At 66.9% G+C, this 15,320-nt stretch carries 17 protein-coding genes; 10 read left to right on the plus strand and 7 right to left on the minus strand.

What is annotated here, in order from left to right; genetic code table 11:
• The first annotated feature begins 25 nt into the window (after positions 1-25).
• On the plus strand, positions 26-931 hold the full coding sequence (locus AC0SZ7_RS03330; RefSeq protein WP_475503003.1) for a LysR family transcriptional regulator: 906 nt from the start codon (positions 26-28) through the stop codon (positions 929-931).
• Here AC0SZ7_RS03330 and AC0SZ7_RS03335 read toward each other — a convergent pair.
• The 5 genes from AC0SZ7_RS03335 to AC0SZ7_RS03355 all read right to left on the minus strand — a co-directional run bounded on the left by AC0SZ7_RS03335 (position 903) and on the right by AC0SZ7_RS03355 (position 6,139).
• Positions 903-2,318 carry an efflux transporter outer membrane subunit gene (locus AC0SZ7_RS03335; protein WP_475503004.1) on the minus strand — a complete coding sequence of 472 codons (1,416 nt, stop codon included), beginning with the start codon at positions 2,316-2,318 and terminating at the stop codon, positions 903-905. The two genes, AC0SZ7_RS03330 and AC0SZ7_RS03335, sit on opposite strands and share 29 nt — an antisense overlap.
• Positions 2,315-3,370 carry an HlyD family secretion protein gene (locus AC0SZ7_RS03340; RefSeq protein WP_475503005.1) on the minus strand — a complete coding sequence of 352 codons (1,056 nt, stop codon included), beginning with the start codon at positions 3,368-3,370 and terminating at the stop codon, positions 2,315-2,317. The genes AC0SZ7_RS03335 and AC0SZ7_RS03340 overlap by 4 nt, the downstream gene beginning before the upstream one ends.
• A gap of 20 nt (positions 3,371-3,390) precedes the next feature.
• On the minus strand, positions 3,391-4,935 hold the full coding sequence (locus AC0SZ7_RS03345) for an MFS transporter (RefSeq protein ID WP_475503006.1): 1,545 nt from the start codon (positions 4,933-4,935) through the stop codon (positions 3,391-3,393).
• A gap of 104 nt (positions 4,936-5,039) precedes the next feature.
• Positions 5,040-5,453, minus strand: coding sequence for a DoxX family protein (locus tag AC0SZ7_RS03350; RefSeq protein WP_475503007.1), 414 nt, complete (start codon positions 5,451-5,453; stop codon positions 5,040-5,042).
• A gap of 89 nt (positions 5,454-5,542) precedes the next feature.
• Positions 5,543-6,139 carry a HAMP domain-containing protein gene (locus AC0SZ7_RS03355; RefSeq protein ID WP_475503008.1) on the minus strand — a complete coding sequence of 199 codons (597 nt, stop codon included), beginning with the start codon at positions 6,137-6,139 and terminating at the stop codon, positions 5,543-5,545.
• Positions 6,140-6,290: 151 nt separating this feature from the next.
• Here AC0SZ7_RS03355 and AC0SZ7_RS03360 point away from each other — a divergent pair, with 151 nt between their 5' ends.
• The 4 genes from AC0SZ7_RS03360 to AC0SZ7_RS03375 all read left to right on the plus strand — a co-directional run bounded on the left by AC0SZ7_RS03360 (position 6,291) and on the right by AC0SZ7_RS03375 (position 8,769).
• On the plus strand, positions 6,291-7,334 hold the full coding sequence (locus tag AC0SZ7_RS03360; RefSeq protein WP_475503009.1) for a hypothetical protein: 1,044 nt from the start codon (positions 6,291-6,293) through the stop codon (positions 7,332-7,334).
• A complete protein-coding gene (locus tag AC0SZ7_RS03365) occupies positions 7,324-7,941 on the plus strand; it encodes a trimeric intracellular cation channel family protein (protein WP_475503010.1) in 618 nt (205 codons plus the stop codon). The genes AC0SZ7_RS03360 and AC0SZ7_RS03365 overlap by 11 nt, the downstream gene beginning before the upstream one ends.
• Positions 7,942-8,128: 187 nt before the next feature.
• On the plus strand, positions 8,129-8,359 hold the full coding sequence (gene vapB, locus AC0SZ7_RS03370; RefSeq protein WP_475503011.1) for a type II toxin-antitoxin system VapB family antitoxin: 231 nt from the start codon (positions 8,129-8,131) through the stop codon (positions 8,357-8,359).
• Entirely contained in the window at positions 8,356-8,769 is a 414-nt protein-coding gene (locus tag AC0SZ7_RS03375) for a type II toxin-antitoxin system VapC family toxin (RefSeq protein WP_475503012.1), read from the plus strand. The genes vapB and AC0SZ7_RS03375 overlap by 4 nt, the downstream gene beginning before the upstream one ends.
• Positions 8,770-8,772: 3 nt before the next feature.
• Here AC0SZ7_RS03375 and AC0SZ7_RS03380 read toward each other — a convergent pair whose 3' ends face one another.
• Positions 8,773-9,960: a type II secretion system F family protein gene (locus AC0SZ7_RS03380; RefSeq protein ID WP_475503013.1), complete on the minus strand. Its 1,188-nt coding sequence runs from the start codon at positions 9,958-9,960 to the stop codon at positions 8,773-8,775.
• A 12-nt stretch (positions 9,961-9,972) separates the two neighbouring features.
• On the minus strand, positions 9,973-10,407 hold the full coding sequence (gene gspG / locus AC0SZ7_RS03385) for a type II secretion system major pseudopilin GspG (protein WP_475503014.1): 435 nt from the start codon (positions 10,405-10,407) through the stop codon (positions 9,973-9,975).
• Positions 10,408-10,596: 189 nt separating this feature from the next.
• Between gspG and AC0SZ7_RS03390 the strand changes: the two genes are divergently transcribed.
• The 5 genes from AC0SZ7_RS03390 (at position 10,597) to AC0SZ7_RS03410 (ending at position 15,320) form a co-directional block, all read left to right on the plus strand.
• On the plus strand, positions 10,597-11,217 hold the full coding sequence (locus AC0SZ7_RS03390) for a transglycosylase SLT domain-containing protein (RefSeq protein ID WP_475503015.1): 621 nt from the start codon (positions 10,597-10,599) through the stop codon (positions 11,215-11,217).
• A gap of 142 nt (positions 11,218-11,359) precedes the next feature.
• Positions 11,360-12,031, plus strand: coding sequence for an SCO family protein (locus AC0SZ7_RS03395; RefSeq protein ID WP_475503016.1), 672 nt, complete (start codon positions 11,360-11,362; stop codon positions 12,029-12,031).
• A 196-nt stretch (positions 12,032-12,227) separates the two neighbouring features.
• Entirely contained in the window at positions 12,228-12,761 is a 534-nt protein-coding gene (locus tag AC0SZ7_RS03400) for a response regulator (protein WP_475503017.1), read from the plus strand.
• A gap of 83 nt (positions 12,762-12,844) precedes the next feature.
• The gene (locus tag AC0SZ7_RS03405) at positions 12,845-14,551 is read left to right on the plus strand and encodes a GspE/PulE family protein (RefSeq protein WP_475503018.1); all 1,707 of its coding nucleotides are present in this window, start codon (positions 12,845-12,847) and stop codon (positions 14,549-14,551) included.
• Positions 14,532-15,320, plus strand: coding sequence for a hypothetical protein (locus AC0SZ7_RS03410; RefSeq protein WP_475503019.1), 789 nt, complete (start codon positions 14,532-14,534; stop codon positions 15,318-15,320). The genes AC0SZ7_RS03405 and AC0SZ7_RS03410 overlap by 20 nt, the downstream gene beginning before the upstream one ends.

Below are 15,320 nucleotides of genomic sequence, written 5' to 3' on the forward strand. Positions count from 1 at the left end.
CACTGCTGCTCTTATGCTTCGGCCCATGAAAAATCCTGACCTGAACCTGTTGTACGCTCTCGACATCCTGCTCGAAGAAGGCTCGGTAGCCGGCGCCGCGCGGCGCCTGAACCTCAGCGCGCCCGCCACCAGCCGCATCCTGGGCAGGATTCGCGATGCCTTCGACGACCCGATTTTCGTCCGTTCCCAGCGCGGCCTGGTGCCCACGCCCAAGGCCCTGGCCCTGCAACAGCAGGTGCGCGGCGCGGTGGAGCTGGCCCGTGGCGTATTCCAGCAAAGCCAGGGCCTGGACCTGGCCAGCCTGGAGCGCACCTTCAGCCTGCGCGCCAACGACGTGTTCATCGGTGCCTACGGCAGCGCCCTGCGCGAGCTGCTGCGGCAGGAATGCCCGCGCTGCGTGCTGCGCTTCGTGCCCGAAAGCGACCTGGACCACGACCCGCTGAACCAGGGCAGCATTGACCTGGTGATCAGCTCGCGGCGTGCATTCGGCCCCGACATCAAGGTGCAGCGCCTGTTCGACACCGCCTTCGTTGGCCTGGCCCGGCGCGGCCACCCGATCTTCCAGCAGGCGCCGGACCTGCACAGCTTCGTCGCCCACGACCACGTCACCGTGTCGCGCCGCGGCCTGGCACGCGGGCCGCTGGACGACGCGTTGCAAGCCCATGGCCTGAGCCGGCGGGTGGCGTACATCACGCCCACCTTCCACAGCGCGCTGTTCGCGGTGGCCGAGTCCGACCTGCTGCTGCCGATCATGCCAGTGAACATGCTGCCTACCCTGGAACGCCTGGGCCTGCCGCTGCAAGCCTTCACCTTGCCGGTCGCGTTGCCGAGCGTGGAGATTGTCCAGGCCTGGCACCCGCGCCTGGACAACGACCCCGCGCACCGCTGGCTGCGGCGCGCGCTCAAGCACCTGGCCGACCCGGCCCGGTAACCTGCCAGCCACCGCCCAGGCTGCGGTACACGTCCACCAACGCCAGGGAAACCTGGGCGCTGCTGGCCACCTGGGCGGCCTGGTTGTCCAGCAGCGCGGTCTGCACCGCCAGCACGTTGAGGAAATCGACACTGCCCTGGGCGTACTGCAACTGGGCGCTGCGCAGCGCGCGCTGGCTGGCGGCAACGGCTTGCCCGAGGCTGGCCTGGCGGCGTTGCTCGGCCTGGTAGGCGGACAGCGCATCGGCCACCTCATGCCAGGCGCCCAGCACCGTCTTGCGGTAGGCGATGGCCGCCTCCTGCTGGCGGCCTTCGCTCAGGTGCAGCGCGCCCTGCAACCGGCCGCCTTCGAACAGCGGCAGGCTCAACCCCGGGCCTGCGGCGAAGCTGCGCGAAGCCCAGTTGCCCAAGTTCGACAGCTGCATGGCCTGCAGGCCGACGTCGGCGCCCAGGGTGATACGCGGGTAGAAATCGGCCCGGGCCACGCCGATGGCGGCGGTAGCGGCGTGCAGCTGGGCCTCGGCCTCGCGGATATCCGGGCGCCGCTCCGCCAGCTCGCTGGGCAGCCCCGCCGGTACCTGGCTGGGGCCATGGGGCACCGGTGCCGCAACGCCCAGTTGCGCCTTGAGGCTGTCCGGGCCCTGGCCGATCAACAGGCTGAGGGCGTTGATCAGCACGCTTTCGCGTTGTTCCAGGGCCGGCAGCCGCGCCTCGATGGCCGCGCACAAGGCCTGGGCCTGGGCCACTTGCAGGTCGGTGGCCACGCCCTGGCTTTGCTGGGCCTGGGTCAGGGCCAGGCTGTGACGGGCGATGGCGAGGTTGTCGCGGGTTACCTGCAGGGCGCTCTGGCTGCCGCGCAGTTCTATGTAGTCGCGGGCTGTCAGGGCCACGATCGCCAGTTGCACGCCGTGCTGCTGTTCCTGCACCCCCTGCACGCTGGCGTCGGCGGCCTCGACGCTGCGGCGCACACGGCCCCACAGGTCGGCCTCCCAACTGATGGCAAGGCCGGTGTTCCAGACGCTGTAGGCGCGCTTGCCGTCGTAGCCGGAAATGTCCATCAGGCCATCCTGGCTGTTGCGGGCGCGCTGGTAGCTGGCGCTGGCGTCGGCGCTGGGCAGGCGGCCGGCGGCCACCGTGGCACGCAGGGCCTGGCTCTGCTGCACGTGGCTGGCGGCGATGGCGAGGTCCAGGTTGCCGGCCCGGGCCTGGGCGATCAGCGCCGACAGTTGCGGGTCGTTGAAGTTGTCCCACCAGTGCAGGTCGACTTCACCGCTGGCGGCGTCCCAGTGGCTTGGCAACTTTGGGGCAGGGCGCTTGAAGTTCGGGCCCAGGGTGCAGCCCTGCAGGGCGGTCATCACTAACAGCAAGGCCAGGCAACGACGGCTCATCGGGCACCTACCTGTACCTGCGCTTCGCGGGTGTCGATGCGCGCTTCCACCGACATGCCCACCCGCAGGCGCTGGGCCAGCGGCTGGTCGGCGTCGAGGACAATCTTCACCGGGATGCGCTGCACTACCTTGGTGAAGTTGCCGGTGGCGTTGTCCGGGGCAATGGCGGCAAAGGTCACCCCGGTCGCCGGGGCAATACTGTCGACGTGGCCGTGCAGGGCGTGGCCGGGGAAGGTGTCGACGGCAATCTCGGCACGCTGGCCGGGCACCACCTCGGTGAGCTGGTTTTCCTGGAAGTTGGCCACCACGTACGCCTGGCTGCGCGGTACCACGGCCAGCAGCGGGTCGCCGGGCTTGACGTAGCTGCCCACGCGCACGCTGCGCCGGCCCACTTCACCGTCCTGGGGGGCGCGCAGGTCGGTGTAGCGAAGGTCCAGTTGTGCCCGTTCTACCTGGCTTTGCGCTTGTTCCACCAAGGCCTGGGCGGTAGCTTGCTGGGCCTGCAGCACGTCGGTCTGCTTGCGCACGGCGGCCAGCCCGGCGCGGTGTTCGGCAGCCACGGCGCGCACGCTGCGCAGGCGCGCCTGGGCCTGCTGGAAGTTCTGCACGGTGCCCGCGCCTTGGCCGGCCAGGGCCTGGTAGCGCTGCTGTTCGTGCTCGGCAAAGGCCACCTGGGCGCTGTCGGCGTCGAGCACCGCGCGCGCCTGGTCCACCATGGCCTGCTGGCGCAGCAGCGTCGCCCGGGTGTCCTCGGCGCGGGCCTGGGCGGCGGTCAGGGCCGCCTGCGCCGCTTGCAGGGCGTTGCGGTAGTCGCGGTCGTCGATGTGCACCAGCGGCTGGCCGGCGCTGACCGGTTGGTTGTCGTCCACCAGCACGCGATCGACGATGCCCGCCACCTTGGGCGCCACCAGCATCAGGTCAGCCTGCACGAATGCGTCGTCAGTGCGCTGTACAGGGTCGTGGGCGCACAACAGGTAGCCGGCGCCGGCGGCCAGCAAGGCGCCACCCGCCAACAAGGCGGCCAGGGGTTTTCGGGAGGTGATTTCAGTCATGTTCAATGTCCACACAAGGTTCAGGAAGCGGCGCGTGGCGGGTAGACACGCGTCGGCAGTATCGGAATCAGCACGATCAACAGCAGCGCCAGCAGGCCCATGGCGCGGTACAGGTCGGCGGCGGTGAGCACTTCGGCCTGGCGGTGCAGGCGTGCGGCCAGGTCGCTGCCGGTGGCGCCCGGCCACAGGTTGCCCAGGCGGTCCACCAGCATCGTCGAGTGCAGGTGCAGGCGGTGCAGGCTGAGGGTTTCCAGGGTGCTGCCGGCGGCCACCGCGGCGAAGCCCTTGACGGTGTTGAACCACGCCGAGGCGAACGGCCCGTCGGCCGGTTGCAGGCCGCCGGTGGCCAGCATCAGCAGGGGGATCACGGCCATGGGCTGGGCGATAATCTGAATCATCTGCAGGGGGTAAAAGTCGCCGCGGTGCCAGGCCACCGTGAGCTGCGAGCCCAGGAAGCACACCAGCGCCATCAGCCCCAGGCCGGCGGCCAGCACCCAGCGGCAATCCACCACGCGGTTGTTCAGCAGGGCCACCACCAGCGGCAGCGAGATCAGTTGCGGCAGCGCCACCCACAGCAGCACCGGCGCCGTTTGCAGCGGCCGGTAGCCCTGCACGCCGGCCAGGTAATTGGCCGGGATGATGATCACCGCCAGCAGCACGAACAGCACGCCGCCCAGGGTGATCAACGCGTGGCTGAGGTTGCGCAGGCGCAGCATCTGCACCTTGAAGAAGGGCAACGGGTGAAACCATTCATTGATGAAGAACAGCACCAGCAGGCCCAGGCCACCGCCCACCAGGCAGCGGATCAACCCTGCGTCGAACCAGGCCAGGCGTTCGCCCTGTTCCAGGCCCAGCACCAGCATGATCAGCCCGGGCAGGCCCAGCAGCAGGCCGCGCCAGTCCAGTTGGCGCAGGCGTTCCAGGCGCGCAGGGTCCTGGGGCAGCCCCCAGGCCACGGCGGCCATGGCCAGCAGGGTGGCCGGCAGGACTTGCCAGAAGGCCCAGCGCCAGCCCAGGTACTCCACCGCCCAGGCGGCCAGGGGCAGGCCGAAGCTGGGGCCGAAGGTGGCCGTCAGGGCGTAGCCACCCAGGCCATACAATTTGATGCCGGGCGGCAGAAAGCGCAGCGCCACCGACATCAGCATCGGCGGCAGGGCACCGCCAGCGAAGCCCTGCAGAATGCGCAGCAGCAACAGGCTTTGGTAGTTGGGCGCCAGCGGGCACAGCAGGCCCAGCAGCGCGAAGGTGCCCATGGCCCAGAGGGTGAAACGGCGCAGGGTGAAGGTGGCGGCGCACCAGGGTGCGAATGCCATGGCGGCTACCGAGGTGGCGGCGTAGCTGGCCAGCAACCAGCTGGCCTCGTCGCGGCCGATGCCCATGGCCCCGCGTATGTCGGCCATGGCGAACTTGGTGACGCTGTCATTGAAGCCTGACAGCAGCACCGCCAGCAGCACGCCGACCAGGCCGGTGGCGATGCGCAAACCGAACGCCGCCGGCGCAGGGGCGGCGGTCGGCCGCACCGGCTCTGGCAGTAGCGTAGGAAGGGGCGCGAGGAGGGCGCTCATGAAGTTGCTCCGCAGTCAGTGACGATGCGGGCAGTCTAAGCAGCGCTCCCAATTACAAAAATTGCTGTTTTGGCACTTTCAACGTGCGTTTTTTGCATCTCGGCCTAGCGGCCGTCCACGGAGTAACGACCAGGGCCGCTGACCACCAGCAGCAACAGGCCGCCGATGATGGCCAGGTTCTTGAAGAAGTTGATCTGGTTGGTCATGCGCGCGGCGCCTTCCATGCTCCAGAACGGGTGGCCGATCAACGCGGTGCCCAGCACGAACAGCGCCATCAGGGCGGCCAGGGGGCGGGTGTAAAACCCTACTACCAGGAGGATGCCAACGAAAAACTCCATCAGCACGGCGATGGCCGCCGCCACCTCCGGCACCGGCGCGCCGAGTGACGCCATGTAGTTGACCGTGCCGGCGAACCCGGTGAGCTTGGCCCAGCCCGAGAGCACGAACAGAATCATCAACAGAATTCTGGCGGTAAGGATTATTTCATTGCTTTGGCGCGCGAACAGGTTGTAACGCATGGCATTTTCCCCGGTAGAGGTGTTGCCAATAACTGTAGCAGCTGCCGCCAGGCTGCGTCGGCGCCCGTGACGCGGCCTGGCGGCCGCTGCTACAGGGAGTGAGGCTTGTCGTGCAGGTAGTGCTGCGTGGCATCCAGCACTTTGACGATGGCGTCGATGTCCTGGGTAATGTCGGCCACAAGCCTGGGGTCGTCGACCATGGTCAGCCGCAGCTTGAGCCGCGACAGCGGCGTGCGCAGGTCGTGGGACACGGCGCCGAGCATGCGCCGGCGTTCGTCGAACTTGTCGCGGATGGCCTGCTGCATGCGGTTCAGCAGCCCCGCCACGTGGCGCGCCTCGACGCTGCCGGTTTCGGCCAGCGGCTGGCTGTCGAGGTCATCGCCCAGGCGCTCGGCGGCCTGGCTGAAGCGCTTGAGCGGGCGGGTCAGCGAGCGGCTGATGTACCAGGCCATGCCCACCAGCGCCAGGCCCTGGAACGCCAGCATCGCCTTGGGCCACACCAGCAGGTAGTGGGAGCTGGCCTCAAGCGCCAGCGCCGGGGTGTCGGTTTGCGGCGTTACCCCCAGGCGCGGCGGCGGCGGGATGCGGTAGTGCACGATCCACACGTAGGTCAGCGCATGGGCGAGGAATATCGCACCGAGCGAGACAGTGAACAGGCGGGCAAACAGGGTGCGGGACTTGATCATTGCGGGGGGCCAGGCAGGCGCTTTTTTAAAACCATAACACTCTCTGGGCACTTCGACGTATCCCGATGGTAACAGCGCCCATGTTCCCGTGGCCGTCGCCCTATACTGAGAATGACCCCTCTTGTAGCCAATTCGATACGGAGCTGCGGTGGTGACCCTGCGTGCATTGGTGGTTGCCCTTGTCCTGCTGCTGGCCGCCTGCGCTGGCGGCGGGCGCGTGGCACAGCAGGCACCGCCGGTCAGCCCGGCCGTCTGGCAGCAAGTGGACGAGCAGTTGCTGCGCGGCTCCAGCGACGCCCGCGAGCAGGCCCGGGTGTTTGCCCGCGGCTCCATGGAGCACTGGCGGCAGCGCGTCTACGACCAGACCGAGGAGGTGTTCATCCCCTGGTTCGACAGCTACTGGACCCAGGAATGGCTGTCCATGCGCGTGAGCTGGTACACCCTCAGCGGCACCAAGGGCGACGCCGACGCCTCGGCCAAACGCCTGGAAGCCTACCTGCAGGACCAGTACCACGACCGCGTGCTGGCGCCCGTGGCGGTAGAGATCGAGCCCAACGCCATCGCCGTGCAGGCCACCGACTTCTATGTGCAACTGATGACCACCCAGGTGCTGGCCATCGCCGAGCAGCATAAGCTCCCCAACGAGCAGTTCGCCCAGCACCTTGCGGGCATCAGCGTGCTGGGTAGCGCCAACCTGCAGCAACTCACCCACGAGGTGCCGACCACCAGGGTGCCGGCGTACGCGGCGCTGTTGCAGCGCCTGCGCGCTGGCGCCGAAGCCTCGCCCACGGGCCTGACCGAGGTGGCCAAGGCCACCAACACCCGGTTGCAAGGGCAGATGACCAGCCGCGGCGCCGGCGGGTTCGCCGCCGCGGTGGCCGGCAAGATAGTGGGGCCGTTGATTTCCCTGGGCATGGCCGGCATTCGTGCCATCGCCCACGCCGGCCAGCGGCCCGACAGCGAGGCGCAACTGCGCAAGAACCTGGGCGCCGCCTTCGACCAGGCCTGGTTCAAGGTGCTCAACGACCCCAGCGGCGGGGTGATGGCGGGCGTCTACAGCGTGGCCGATACCCTGGAGATCCAGCTGGCCGCGCGCAGCGTTGCGCAACGGCTTGATAATCGCTCAGGTGCGCCTGGCGGTTTTTCTGGCACCATGGCGCCCATCGCCGATTCAGGGAACGACCATGGGCTTTGAGGCATTCTGGTACATCGATTTGCTGGGCACCTTCGTCTTCGCCCTCAGCGGCGCGCTGGCCGCCATCGACCGGCGCCTGGACCTGTTCGGCGTGGTGGTGATCGCCTTCGTCACCGCCTGTGGTGGCGGGGTGATCCGCGACCTGTGCATCGGCGCGCTGCCGCCCGCAGGGCTGACCAACCTTGCCTACCTTGCCGTGGTGGGCGTGGCGGTGGCCCTGGCCGGCTGCTTCCAGACCCAACTGCTGCGCCTGGCCCAGCCCACGCTGTTCTTCGACGCCATCGGCCTGGGCTTCTTCGCCGCCTTTGGCGTGCACAAGGCCTATACCCTGGTGCCCGACATCGAACTGGCCATTCTGCTCGGCGTGGTCAGCGCGGTGGGCGGCGGCATCCTGCGCGACGTGCTGCTGGGCCGCGTGCCGGTCATCCTCAGCAAGGACATCTACGCCTCGGCAGCGTTGCTGGGCGCGCTGGTGCAACTGTGCGGTGAACTCAACTGGCTGGACCAGCACCTCAGCGCCTGGCTGGGGATAGGCCTGTGCACGGCGCTGCGGATGCTGTCGCTGCGCTATGGCTGGAACTTGCCGGCGATCAGGAAGGTGCAATGATTTGCGGGTGTTTCTGAAGAATCGCGGCGCCGGCGGACGCGGCCTTGCGGCCGCTGCTACGGACATCGTGTACACATATCCCTCAGCAGCTGCCGCCAGGCGCAGACGCTAGTCAAAGCCTATGCGTTGCATATGCCGAAGTTTGCGGCCATACTGCCTAGGTCTGACATAGGTCGAGGCCATCTCCATGCGCACAGTCTCCATTTTCAAGAACGGCAAGAACCAGGCTATTCGCCTGCCCAATGACATGGCTTTCGACGGCGTGGGGGAGCTGGAAATCAGCCGTGAGGGCGACACCATCACCCTGCGGCCCGTGAGGCCTTCGTGGCAGTCGTTTGCAGAGCTGCCCCATGCAGATGATGACTTCCTGCAAGACCGGCCAGACGTCATGGACGATGACGGCAGGTTCACCTTATGACGACTTACATGCTGGACACCTGCATTTGCTCGTTCATCATGCGGGAGCGTCCTGCCTGTGTGCTCCAGCGTCTCACGGAAGCAGCCATGCGTAACGATCGAATTGTTATTTCCGCCATCACCTATGCGGAAATGCGCTATGGCCAGATAGGCAAGAAGGCGTCGCCCCGGCACAAAACCCTGGTGGACGAATTCGTGAGACGGCTGGACGCCATTTTGCCTTGGGGGGCAGCGGCTATCGATCGAACCATCGAAATCAAGGTGCACCTCGCCGAGGCCGGCACCCCAATTGGTCAAAATGATACGGCGATTGCTGGCCATGCGTTGGCCGAGCAATGCACCCTGGTGACCAACAACACCCGTGAGTTTGCGCGAGTGCCGGGGCTGGTCTACGAAGACTGGGTTCACTAGCGCTCAATGAATACTCGAAGCCAACTCGAAAATCGGGATATACATCAATATCACGATCACCCCGATCAGCAGCCCGATGAAGGTCATCAGCAACGGCTCGAACAAGCGCACGAACCACTCGATCCAGCGGCCGATCTCTTCGTCGTAGAAGTCCGCGCTGCGCTCCATCATCTGCCCCACGTTGCCTGATTGTTCCCCCGCGCGCAGCAGCCGCAGCGACACCGGCGTCACCAACTGGTTGGCTTCCAACGCGGTGGACAGCGCCTGGCCTTCGCGCACCCGGGCGGCCGCCTGGTCCAGGCGCCGCGAGGATTGCGCGGTCAGCAGGCCGCGCGCCATGTCCATGGCGGTGAGAATGGGGATGCCGCCCTGCAGCAGAATGCCCAGCGAACGGTAGAACCGCGCCAGCTCGTACATGACGATGCGCTGGTGCACCGCCGGCACGCGCTCGACCAGCCGCCCCAGCGCCCGACGCACCACCGGTTGGCGCTGGCCCAGCGCCACGGCCAGGAGGATGGCCGCCACGACGCTGGCGAATTCGCCCTGGTGGCGGTGCAGGAACATGCCGCTGTTCATCAGCACCTGCGACAGCCACGGCAGGTTGTCGCCCAACCCCTCGAACACCAGGCTGAAGCGTGGCACCACGTAGCCCATCAGGAACAGCACCACGCCGCCGCCGACAATCAGCAACAGCAAGGGGTAGATCGAGGCGCTGACGATCTTCTGCCGCACCAGGTCCATGCGCTGCCGGTAGGAAACATAGCGGGTGAGGGCATCGCTGACCGCACCGGTCTTCTCGCTGGATTGCACCAGCGCCACGTACAGCGGCGGAAACACCACCGGCAGTTGGCTCAAGGCCAGGGAAAAGGACTTGCCTTCATATAACAGCCGCACCACCTCGCCCAGGGTCTTGCGCGCCTGGGCCGCGGTTTCCTTCTCGGCCAGGCTTTCCAGGGCGTCGATCAGCGGCAACCCGGCGTTGAGCAGGGTGCTCAACTCCTGGCTGAACAGCACCAGGTTGAACGTCTCGCTGCCTTGCGGCCGCCAACGGCGCCAGCCCTGTTCGGCGCGCACGCTGACCACACGCAGGCCCTGGTCCTCGGCGATGCGCCGGGCTTCGGCGGCGGCGGTGGCTTCGATGGCCAGGGACACCACGGAGCCCTTGCTCAGGGCCTTGAGTTGAAAGCGCATGGCAGGCCCTCGCTATTGCCAGTTGGTGACTTCGGCGTTCTCGCCGTCGCCGCCGGGCTGGCCGTCCTTGCCCAGCGACAGCAGGTCGTATTCACCGTTCTCACCCGGGTAGCGGTAGATGTAGTTGCGGCCCCAGGGGTCCTGGGGCAGCTTTTTCTGCAGGTAGGGCCCGGTCCAATGACTTTCCTCTGGCGGCGCGATGACCAGCGCCTGCAACCCCTGTTCGGTGGAGGGGTAATGGCCCACTTCCAGGCGGTACAGGTCCAGGGCCTTGCCCAGGCCCTCGATCTGCGCCTTGGCCACCTTGGTTTCCGAACGGCCCAGCTGGGCGAAGTACTTGGGCGCGACGATGCCGGCCAACAGGCCCAGCACCACCAGCACCACCAACAGTTCCAGCAGGGTGAAGCCGCGGTGGCGAGCACGCGGGCGCAGGCTTGTGTGTTTCATGATGACCTCGTGGGGGTTGTGCCGGTGCTGGGGTGATGCAATTGCCATGCTAAATCCCCAACCCTTCTACAAAATTGATTAAATTCAAATAGATACGAAATGGGCACGGCCCTTGCGTACACCCTCTGCAACCGCTGCCACTGGGGCATAACCCCCACTTTCCGGGGGGCGGAGCAGGGGAGAACGACCATGCGAATCACCCTTACGCTGTTGCTGGCCGGCCTGGCCATGAGCAGCGCGGCCCAGGCCGATATGTACGTGTCCCGCGATGCCCAGGGCGGTTATGTGCTGTCCAACGTGCTGCGCCCGGGGCGCCATTACGAGCGGGTCATCCGCGAGCCGGCCAGCACGGCCGGGGTTGCCGCCGCCATGCCCAGCGCTACCTCGGCGGTGCCGCAGATGATTGCCAGCGCCCCCTTTGCCGAGGCCGTGCAGGCGGCGGCGCTGGCCAACCAGCTGCCGGCGGCGCTGCTGCACGCGGTCATCGACAACGAGTCCCACTACAACCCCAACGCCCGCTCACCCAAGGGCGCCGGCGGCCTGATGCAGTTGATGCCGCAGACCGCGCGGGAAATGGGCGTGGATGACGTCTACGACCCGGCCGCCAACATTCGCGGCGGTGCGCGCTACCTCAAGCGCTTGATGACCTTGTTCGACAACGACATGGCCCTGGCGGTGGCCGCCTACAACGCCGGGCCCGAAGCCGTGCTCAGCCATGGGCGGGTGATACCGCCGTACGCCGAGACCCAGCGTTATGTGCCCAGTGTGCTGCGCCAATACCGCCGCCTGCAGGGCCTGGCCCAGGACTGAAAAACGGGGGAATGGGTGGGGCATATGCCCCAACGCATCAACAAGGGTTTGCAAGCGTTTGAATTGAAAGGTAATCGGCAGTGGCATGGCGATTGCGTAAACGTTTGCACAGACGCCGCTGCCATTGCCCGCGAGGTGCATCATGCCCAAGGCTCCATTTTCCTGGCTGTTGAGTGCCTGCCTGCTCGCGGGTGCTTGCGCCCCGGGCAACCGCCTGGAGAACACCCGGGTGAATTTCGTCGACGTGCCGCTGGTGGACCAGGCGGGCCAATTGGTGCGCCTGGAACGCGACCTGGCGCACAAGATCGTGGTGCTGGGGTTCGTCTACAGTCGCTGCAACGGCCCCTGCGCGCTGGTGCCCCAGGTAATGACGCAACTGCAGCAGGCGCTGGGCGGGCGGGTGGGCAACGAAGTACAACTGGTGTCGCTGAGCCTGGACCCCTGGCGCGACGACCCGCCCAGCCTTGCCGCCTACGCCGGGCAATTCGGCGCAGGCCCGGGGTGGCGCTGGCTGACCGGCTCGCCGCCGGCGGTGCAGGCCACGGTGCAAGGCCTGCTGGGCCGGCCGTTGCGCATGGACCAGGGCCTGCCGCTGATTCTGGTGGGGGACGGCGACAAGCCGCAATGGACCAGCTTCTATGGCCTTACCGAACCTGCGGCGCTGGTGCGTGAAGTGGACACCCTCAGCAGCCTCAACCGCCAGCGCCGGCGCACGGTGATAGCGCAAACGAACCAAGTCCCGGCGCCTTCGGTCAAAGTTTTTCAAATGCCCTGCGCAGGGCCGTCTATTTTGGATGAGGATTGTCCCCATTAGTGGGGAATATCATATGGCCATCACCGTGGTGTCTCCCCACTTTTGGGGGATGCCCGTGGGGCTGGTAACAGGTACCAATGAAATCAACGGGTTAGCGCGGTAAAAAACGTCATCACGACTGGCATGAAGTGTGCTCAAGCCTTATCAAGGGCGCGCTTCGACCGGTCTTACGACCTGAAGTTTCACGGAGTCGACCTTGGTTAACAGAATACTGGTTGTGGAAGACGAACAGATCCTTGCGCAGAACCTCGAGGTTTACCTCCAGGCGCAAGGCCTGGATGTCCGTGTAGCCCACGACGGGGCGAGGGCCATAGGCCTGGCCGAAAGCTTCGCCCCCGAGGTGATGGTGCTTGATTACCGCTTGCCCGATATGGAAGGTTTCCAGGTACTCGATGCCGTCCGCCAGAACAGGAAATGCTTTTTTGTGCTGATCACCGCTCACCCGACCACCGAGGTCTGTGAGCGGGCCCGCGACCTGGGGGTCAGCCACATCCTGTTCAAACCGTTTCCATTGGCGGAACTGGCCCGAGCCGTGTGTGACCTGCTGGGCATGAAGCGCGAGCCCAGAGCAGGGGTGACCATGTCCGAAGGCTTCGTCGAACGCCGCCAGAGCAAGAACGAGAGTTTCCCGCTGCAGTTGTACGACGGCAGTTGGGTGTTGGGGGATCGCCGCCGTCATGGCGCGCTGAACCTGGCATCGGACGACGGACAATTGCTCACCGGGGATTAGTGACGCGCTCGGACGTTCCGGCCTAGGCCGCATGCCCCGACGCGTTGTGCGGGCCATGGGCCCCGGGCGTTGGAGAGCAGGTCATGGAACGTTTGTCGCTTGCCGTGGAGCCGCCGTTGCCGGCCCCCGCACCTACCCGATTCAGCCGTGAACAACTGGCCTTGGCCAAAACCGATGCCGCCCAATCGGGCGAGCGCATGCTGCACACCCTGCACAGCTTGAGCGAACTGCCCGGCGCCGCCTTCGTCGACTGCCTGGGGCACACCCTGCATTACCCGGTGCTGGGCACCGACAGCCTGTTCGCCGCCACCCCCTCGTTCGAGCGCATCAGCCTGGCCCAGGCGATCAAGCGCGAATTCGTCCTGCTGCACCATGGCGACCAATTGATCGGCGTGTTCGCCGACCCCTTCGACCCCGCGCGCCTGGCCTGGATCGACGACGCCCTGCGCGGCGCGCCGCTGTACCTGGCGCAGGCCGATGACCTGAAAGCCTACCTGGCCCGGCACGAGGAAAGCTTCCACGCGGTGGACGCGCTGGACGCCCAGGCCGAGGCGGGCGCCAGCAACGACAGCCTGCACAGCCTGTCGCTGGCCAGCATCAGCGAGGACGCCAGCGTGGTGGTGAAGCTGGTGAACTCCACCCTGTACGACGCGCTGAAAATGCACGCCAGCGACATCCACCTGGGCACCACCGGCACCGGCCTTGCCATCAAGTACCGCATCGATGGCGTGCTCAACAACATCAGCAAGATTCAGGGCACCGAGTTCGCCGAACAGGTGATCTCGCGGGTCAAGGTCATGGCCGAACTGGACATCGGCGAGAAGCGCGTGCCCCAGGACGGCCGCTTCAAGGTGGGCATCAACGGCCGCCAGATCGACTTCCGTATCTCCATCATGCCCAGCATCTTCGGCGAGGACGCGGTGCTGCGGGTGCTGGACAAGCAGGACCTCAGCGACAAGGTCAGCGGCGTGCAACTGCAGGCCCTGGGGTTTGCCGACCAGACCCTGCACAGCCTGCGCCGCCTGGCCGCCGAGCCCTACGGCATGGTGCTGGTGACCGGCCCCACCGGCAGCGGCAAGACCACCACGCTGTACGCGATGATCACCGAGATCAACCACGGCGTGGACAAGATCATCACCATCGAAGACCCGGTGGAGTACCAGCTGCCGGGCGTGCTGCAGATCCCGGTCAACGAGAAGAAGGGCCTGACCTTCGCCCGTGGCCTGCGCTCCATCCTGCGCCACGACCCGGACAAGATCATGGTGGGCGAGATCCGCGACCCTGATACCGCGCAGATCGCCGTGCAGTCGGCGCTCACCGGCCACCTGGTGTTCACCACCATCCACGCCAACAACGTGTTCGACGTGATCGGCCGCTTCACGCAGATGGAGATCGACCCCTACAGCCTGGTCTCGGCGCTTAACGCAGTGCTGGCGCAGCGCCTGATCCGCCTGGTGTGCAGCCACTGCAGCGCACCGGTCACGCCCAGCGACGAGCAGTTGCAGGCCTCGGGCCTGGACCCGGCCCGCGTCGGCCATTACCACTTCGTGCACGGCAAGGGCTGCGGCCATTGCCGCGGCACCGGCTACCGCGGCCGCACGGCCATAGCCGAGTTGCTGCACCTGGACGACGAGCTGCGGCAGATGATCGTCGAGCGCCAACCCATCGCCCGCATCAAGGCCCATGCCTGCAGCCGCGGCCTGCGCCTGTTGCGCGAGTCGGCACTGGAACTGGTCTGCGAAGGCCGCACTACGCTGGAGGAGATCAATCGTGTCACTTTTGTCGCGTGATCAAGTGATTGCCGTGCTCGGCGCCAGCAGCGTCGGCCTGGGCCTGCGCAGCGGCAGCCAGTTGCGCTGGCTGGGCAGCGTCGGCTTTATCGACGAAGGCCCGGGCGCCTGGACCGTGGCCCTGGACACCCTGCAACGGCTGCTGGGCGAGCACGCCCCGGCGCGCGCCGCACTGCACGTGGTGCTGTCGGCGCAGGCCTGCCGTTTCTGCCGGGTGCCCTGGAGCGATCAGATCCAGCGCCCGGCCGAGCTTGTCGCCTTCACCCATGCCTGCCTGGAAGACCTGTACGGTGCCCCGGCCCAGGCCTGGAGCGTGGCCGTGTCGGCGGCGCCTGCCGGCCACGACCGCCTGGCCTGCGCCATGCCCCAGGCGCTGCTCGACCAGCTGCGGCAGATGGCCAAGGCCCGCCGCCTGCGGCTGGTGTCGGTGCAGCCGTACCTGATGGCAGCGTTCAACCGCTTCGTGCGCCCGCAGGCCGGCGATGACTTCCTGTTCGTGCTGGCCGAGCCGCAGCGCAGCGTGCTGCTTAGCGTGCAGCAGCGGCGCTTGGCCAGCGTGCGCTCGGTGGGCAGCGCCGACAGCGACGCCGCACTGGCCGCGCTGATTGGCCGCGAAAGCCAGCTGCAGGGCAGCCAGCACCTGTACCTGCACGCCCCGGGCCGCCTGGAGGTGCCGCCGCAACTGCCCGACGTGCAGCTGTGCGGCCTGGCCGACAGCACTGTGAACGCCCGTGACGGCTTGTACGTCATGGCGCGGGCGGTGGCCTGA

Source organism: Pseudomonas sp. JC1203, assembly GCF_056175065.1.

What these genes read in the sequence shown, in the direction of transcription:
- AC0SZ7_RS03330 (WP_475503003.1), top strand. Translation starts at nt 26, where the DNA reads ATGAAAAATCCTGACCTGAACCTGTTGTACGCTCTCGACATCCTGCTC.
- AC0SZ7_RS03335 (WP_475503004.1), bottom strand. Translation starts at nt 2,318, where the DNA reads ATGAGCCGTCGTTGCCTGGCCTTGCTGTTAGTGATGACCGCCCTGCAG.
- AC0SZ7_RS03340 (WP_475503005.1), bottom strand. Translation starts at nt 3,370, where the DNA reads ATGACTGAAATCACCTCCCGAAAACCCCTGGCCGCCTTGTTGGCGGGT.
- AC0SZ7_RS03345 (WP_475503006.1), bottom strand. Translation starts at nt 4,935, where the DNA reads ATGAGCGCCCTCCTCGCGCCCCTTCCTACGCTACTGCCAGAGCCGGTG.
- AC0SZ7_RS03350 (WP_475503007.1), bottom strand. Translation starts at nt 5,453, where the DNA reads ATGCGTTACAACCTGTTCGCGCGCCAAAGCAATGAAATAATCCTTACC.
- AC0SZ7_RS03355 (WP_475503008.1), bottom strand. Translation starts at nt 6,139, where the DNA reads ATGATCAAGTCCCGCACCCTGTTTGCCCGCCTGTTCACTGTCTCGCTC.
- AC0SZ7_RS03365 (WP_475503010.1), top strand. Translation starts at nt 7,324, where the DNA reads ATGGGCTTTGAGGCATTCTGGTACATCGATTTGCTGGGCACCTTCGTC.
- vapB (WP_475503011.1), top strand. Translation starts at nt 8,129, where the DNA reads ATGCGCACAGTCTCCATTTTCAAGAACGGCAAGAACCAGGCTATTCGC.
- AC0SZ7_RS03375 (WP_475503012.1), top strand. Translation starts at nt 8,356, where the DNA reads ATGACGACTTACATGCTGGACACCTGCATTTGCTCGTTCATCATGCGG.
- AC0SZ7_RS03380 (WP_475503013.1), bottom strand. Translation starts at nt 9,960, where the DNA reads ATGCGCTTTCAACTCAAGGCCCTGAGCAAGGGCTCCGTGGTGTCCCTG.
- gspG (WP_475503014.1), bottom strand. Translation starts at nt 10,407, where the DNA reads ATGAAACACACAAGCCTGCGCCCGCGTGCTCGCCACCGCGGCTTCACC.
- AC0SZ7_RS03390 (WP_475503015.1), top strand. Translation starts at nt 10,597, where the DNA reads ATGCGAATCACCCTTACGCTGTTGCTGGCCGGCCTGGCCATGAGCAGC.
- AC0SZ7_RS03395 (WP_475503016.1), top strand. Translation starts at nt 11,360, where the DNA reads ATGCCCAAGGCTCCATTTTCCTGGCTGTTGAGTGCCTGCCTGCTCGCG.
- AC0SZ7_RS03405 (WP_475503018.1), top strand. Translation starts at nt 12,845, where the DNA reads ATGGAACGTTTGTCGCTTGCCGTGGAGCCGCCGTTGCCGGCCCCCGCA.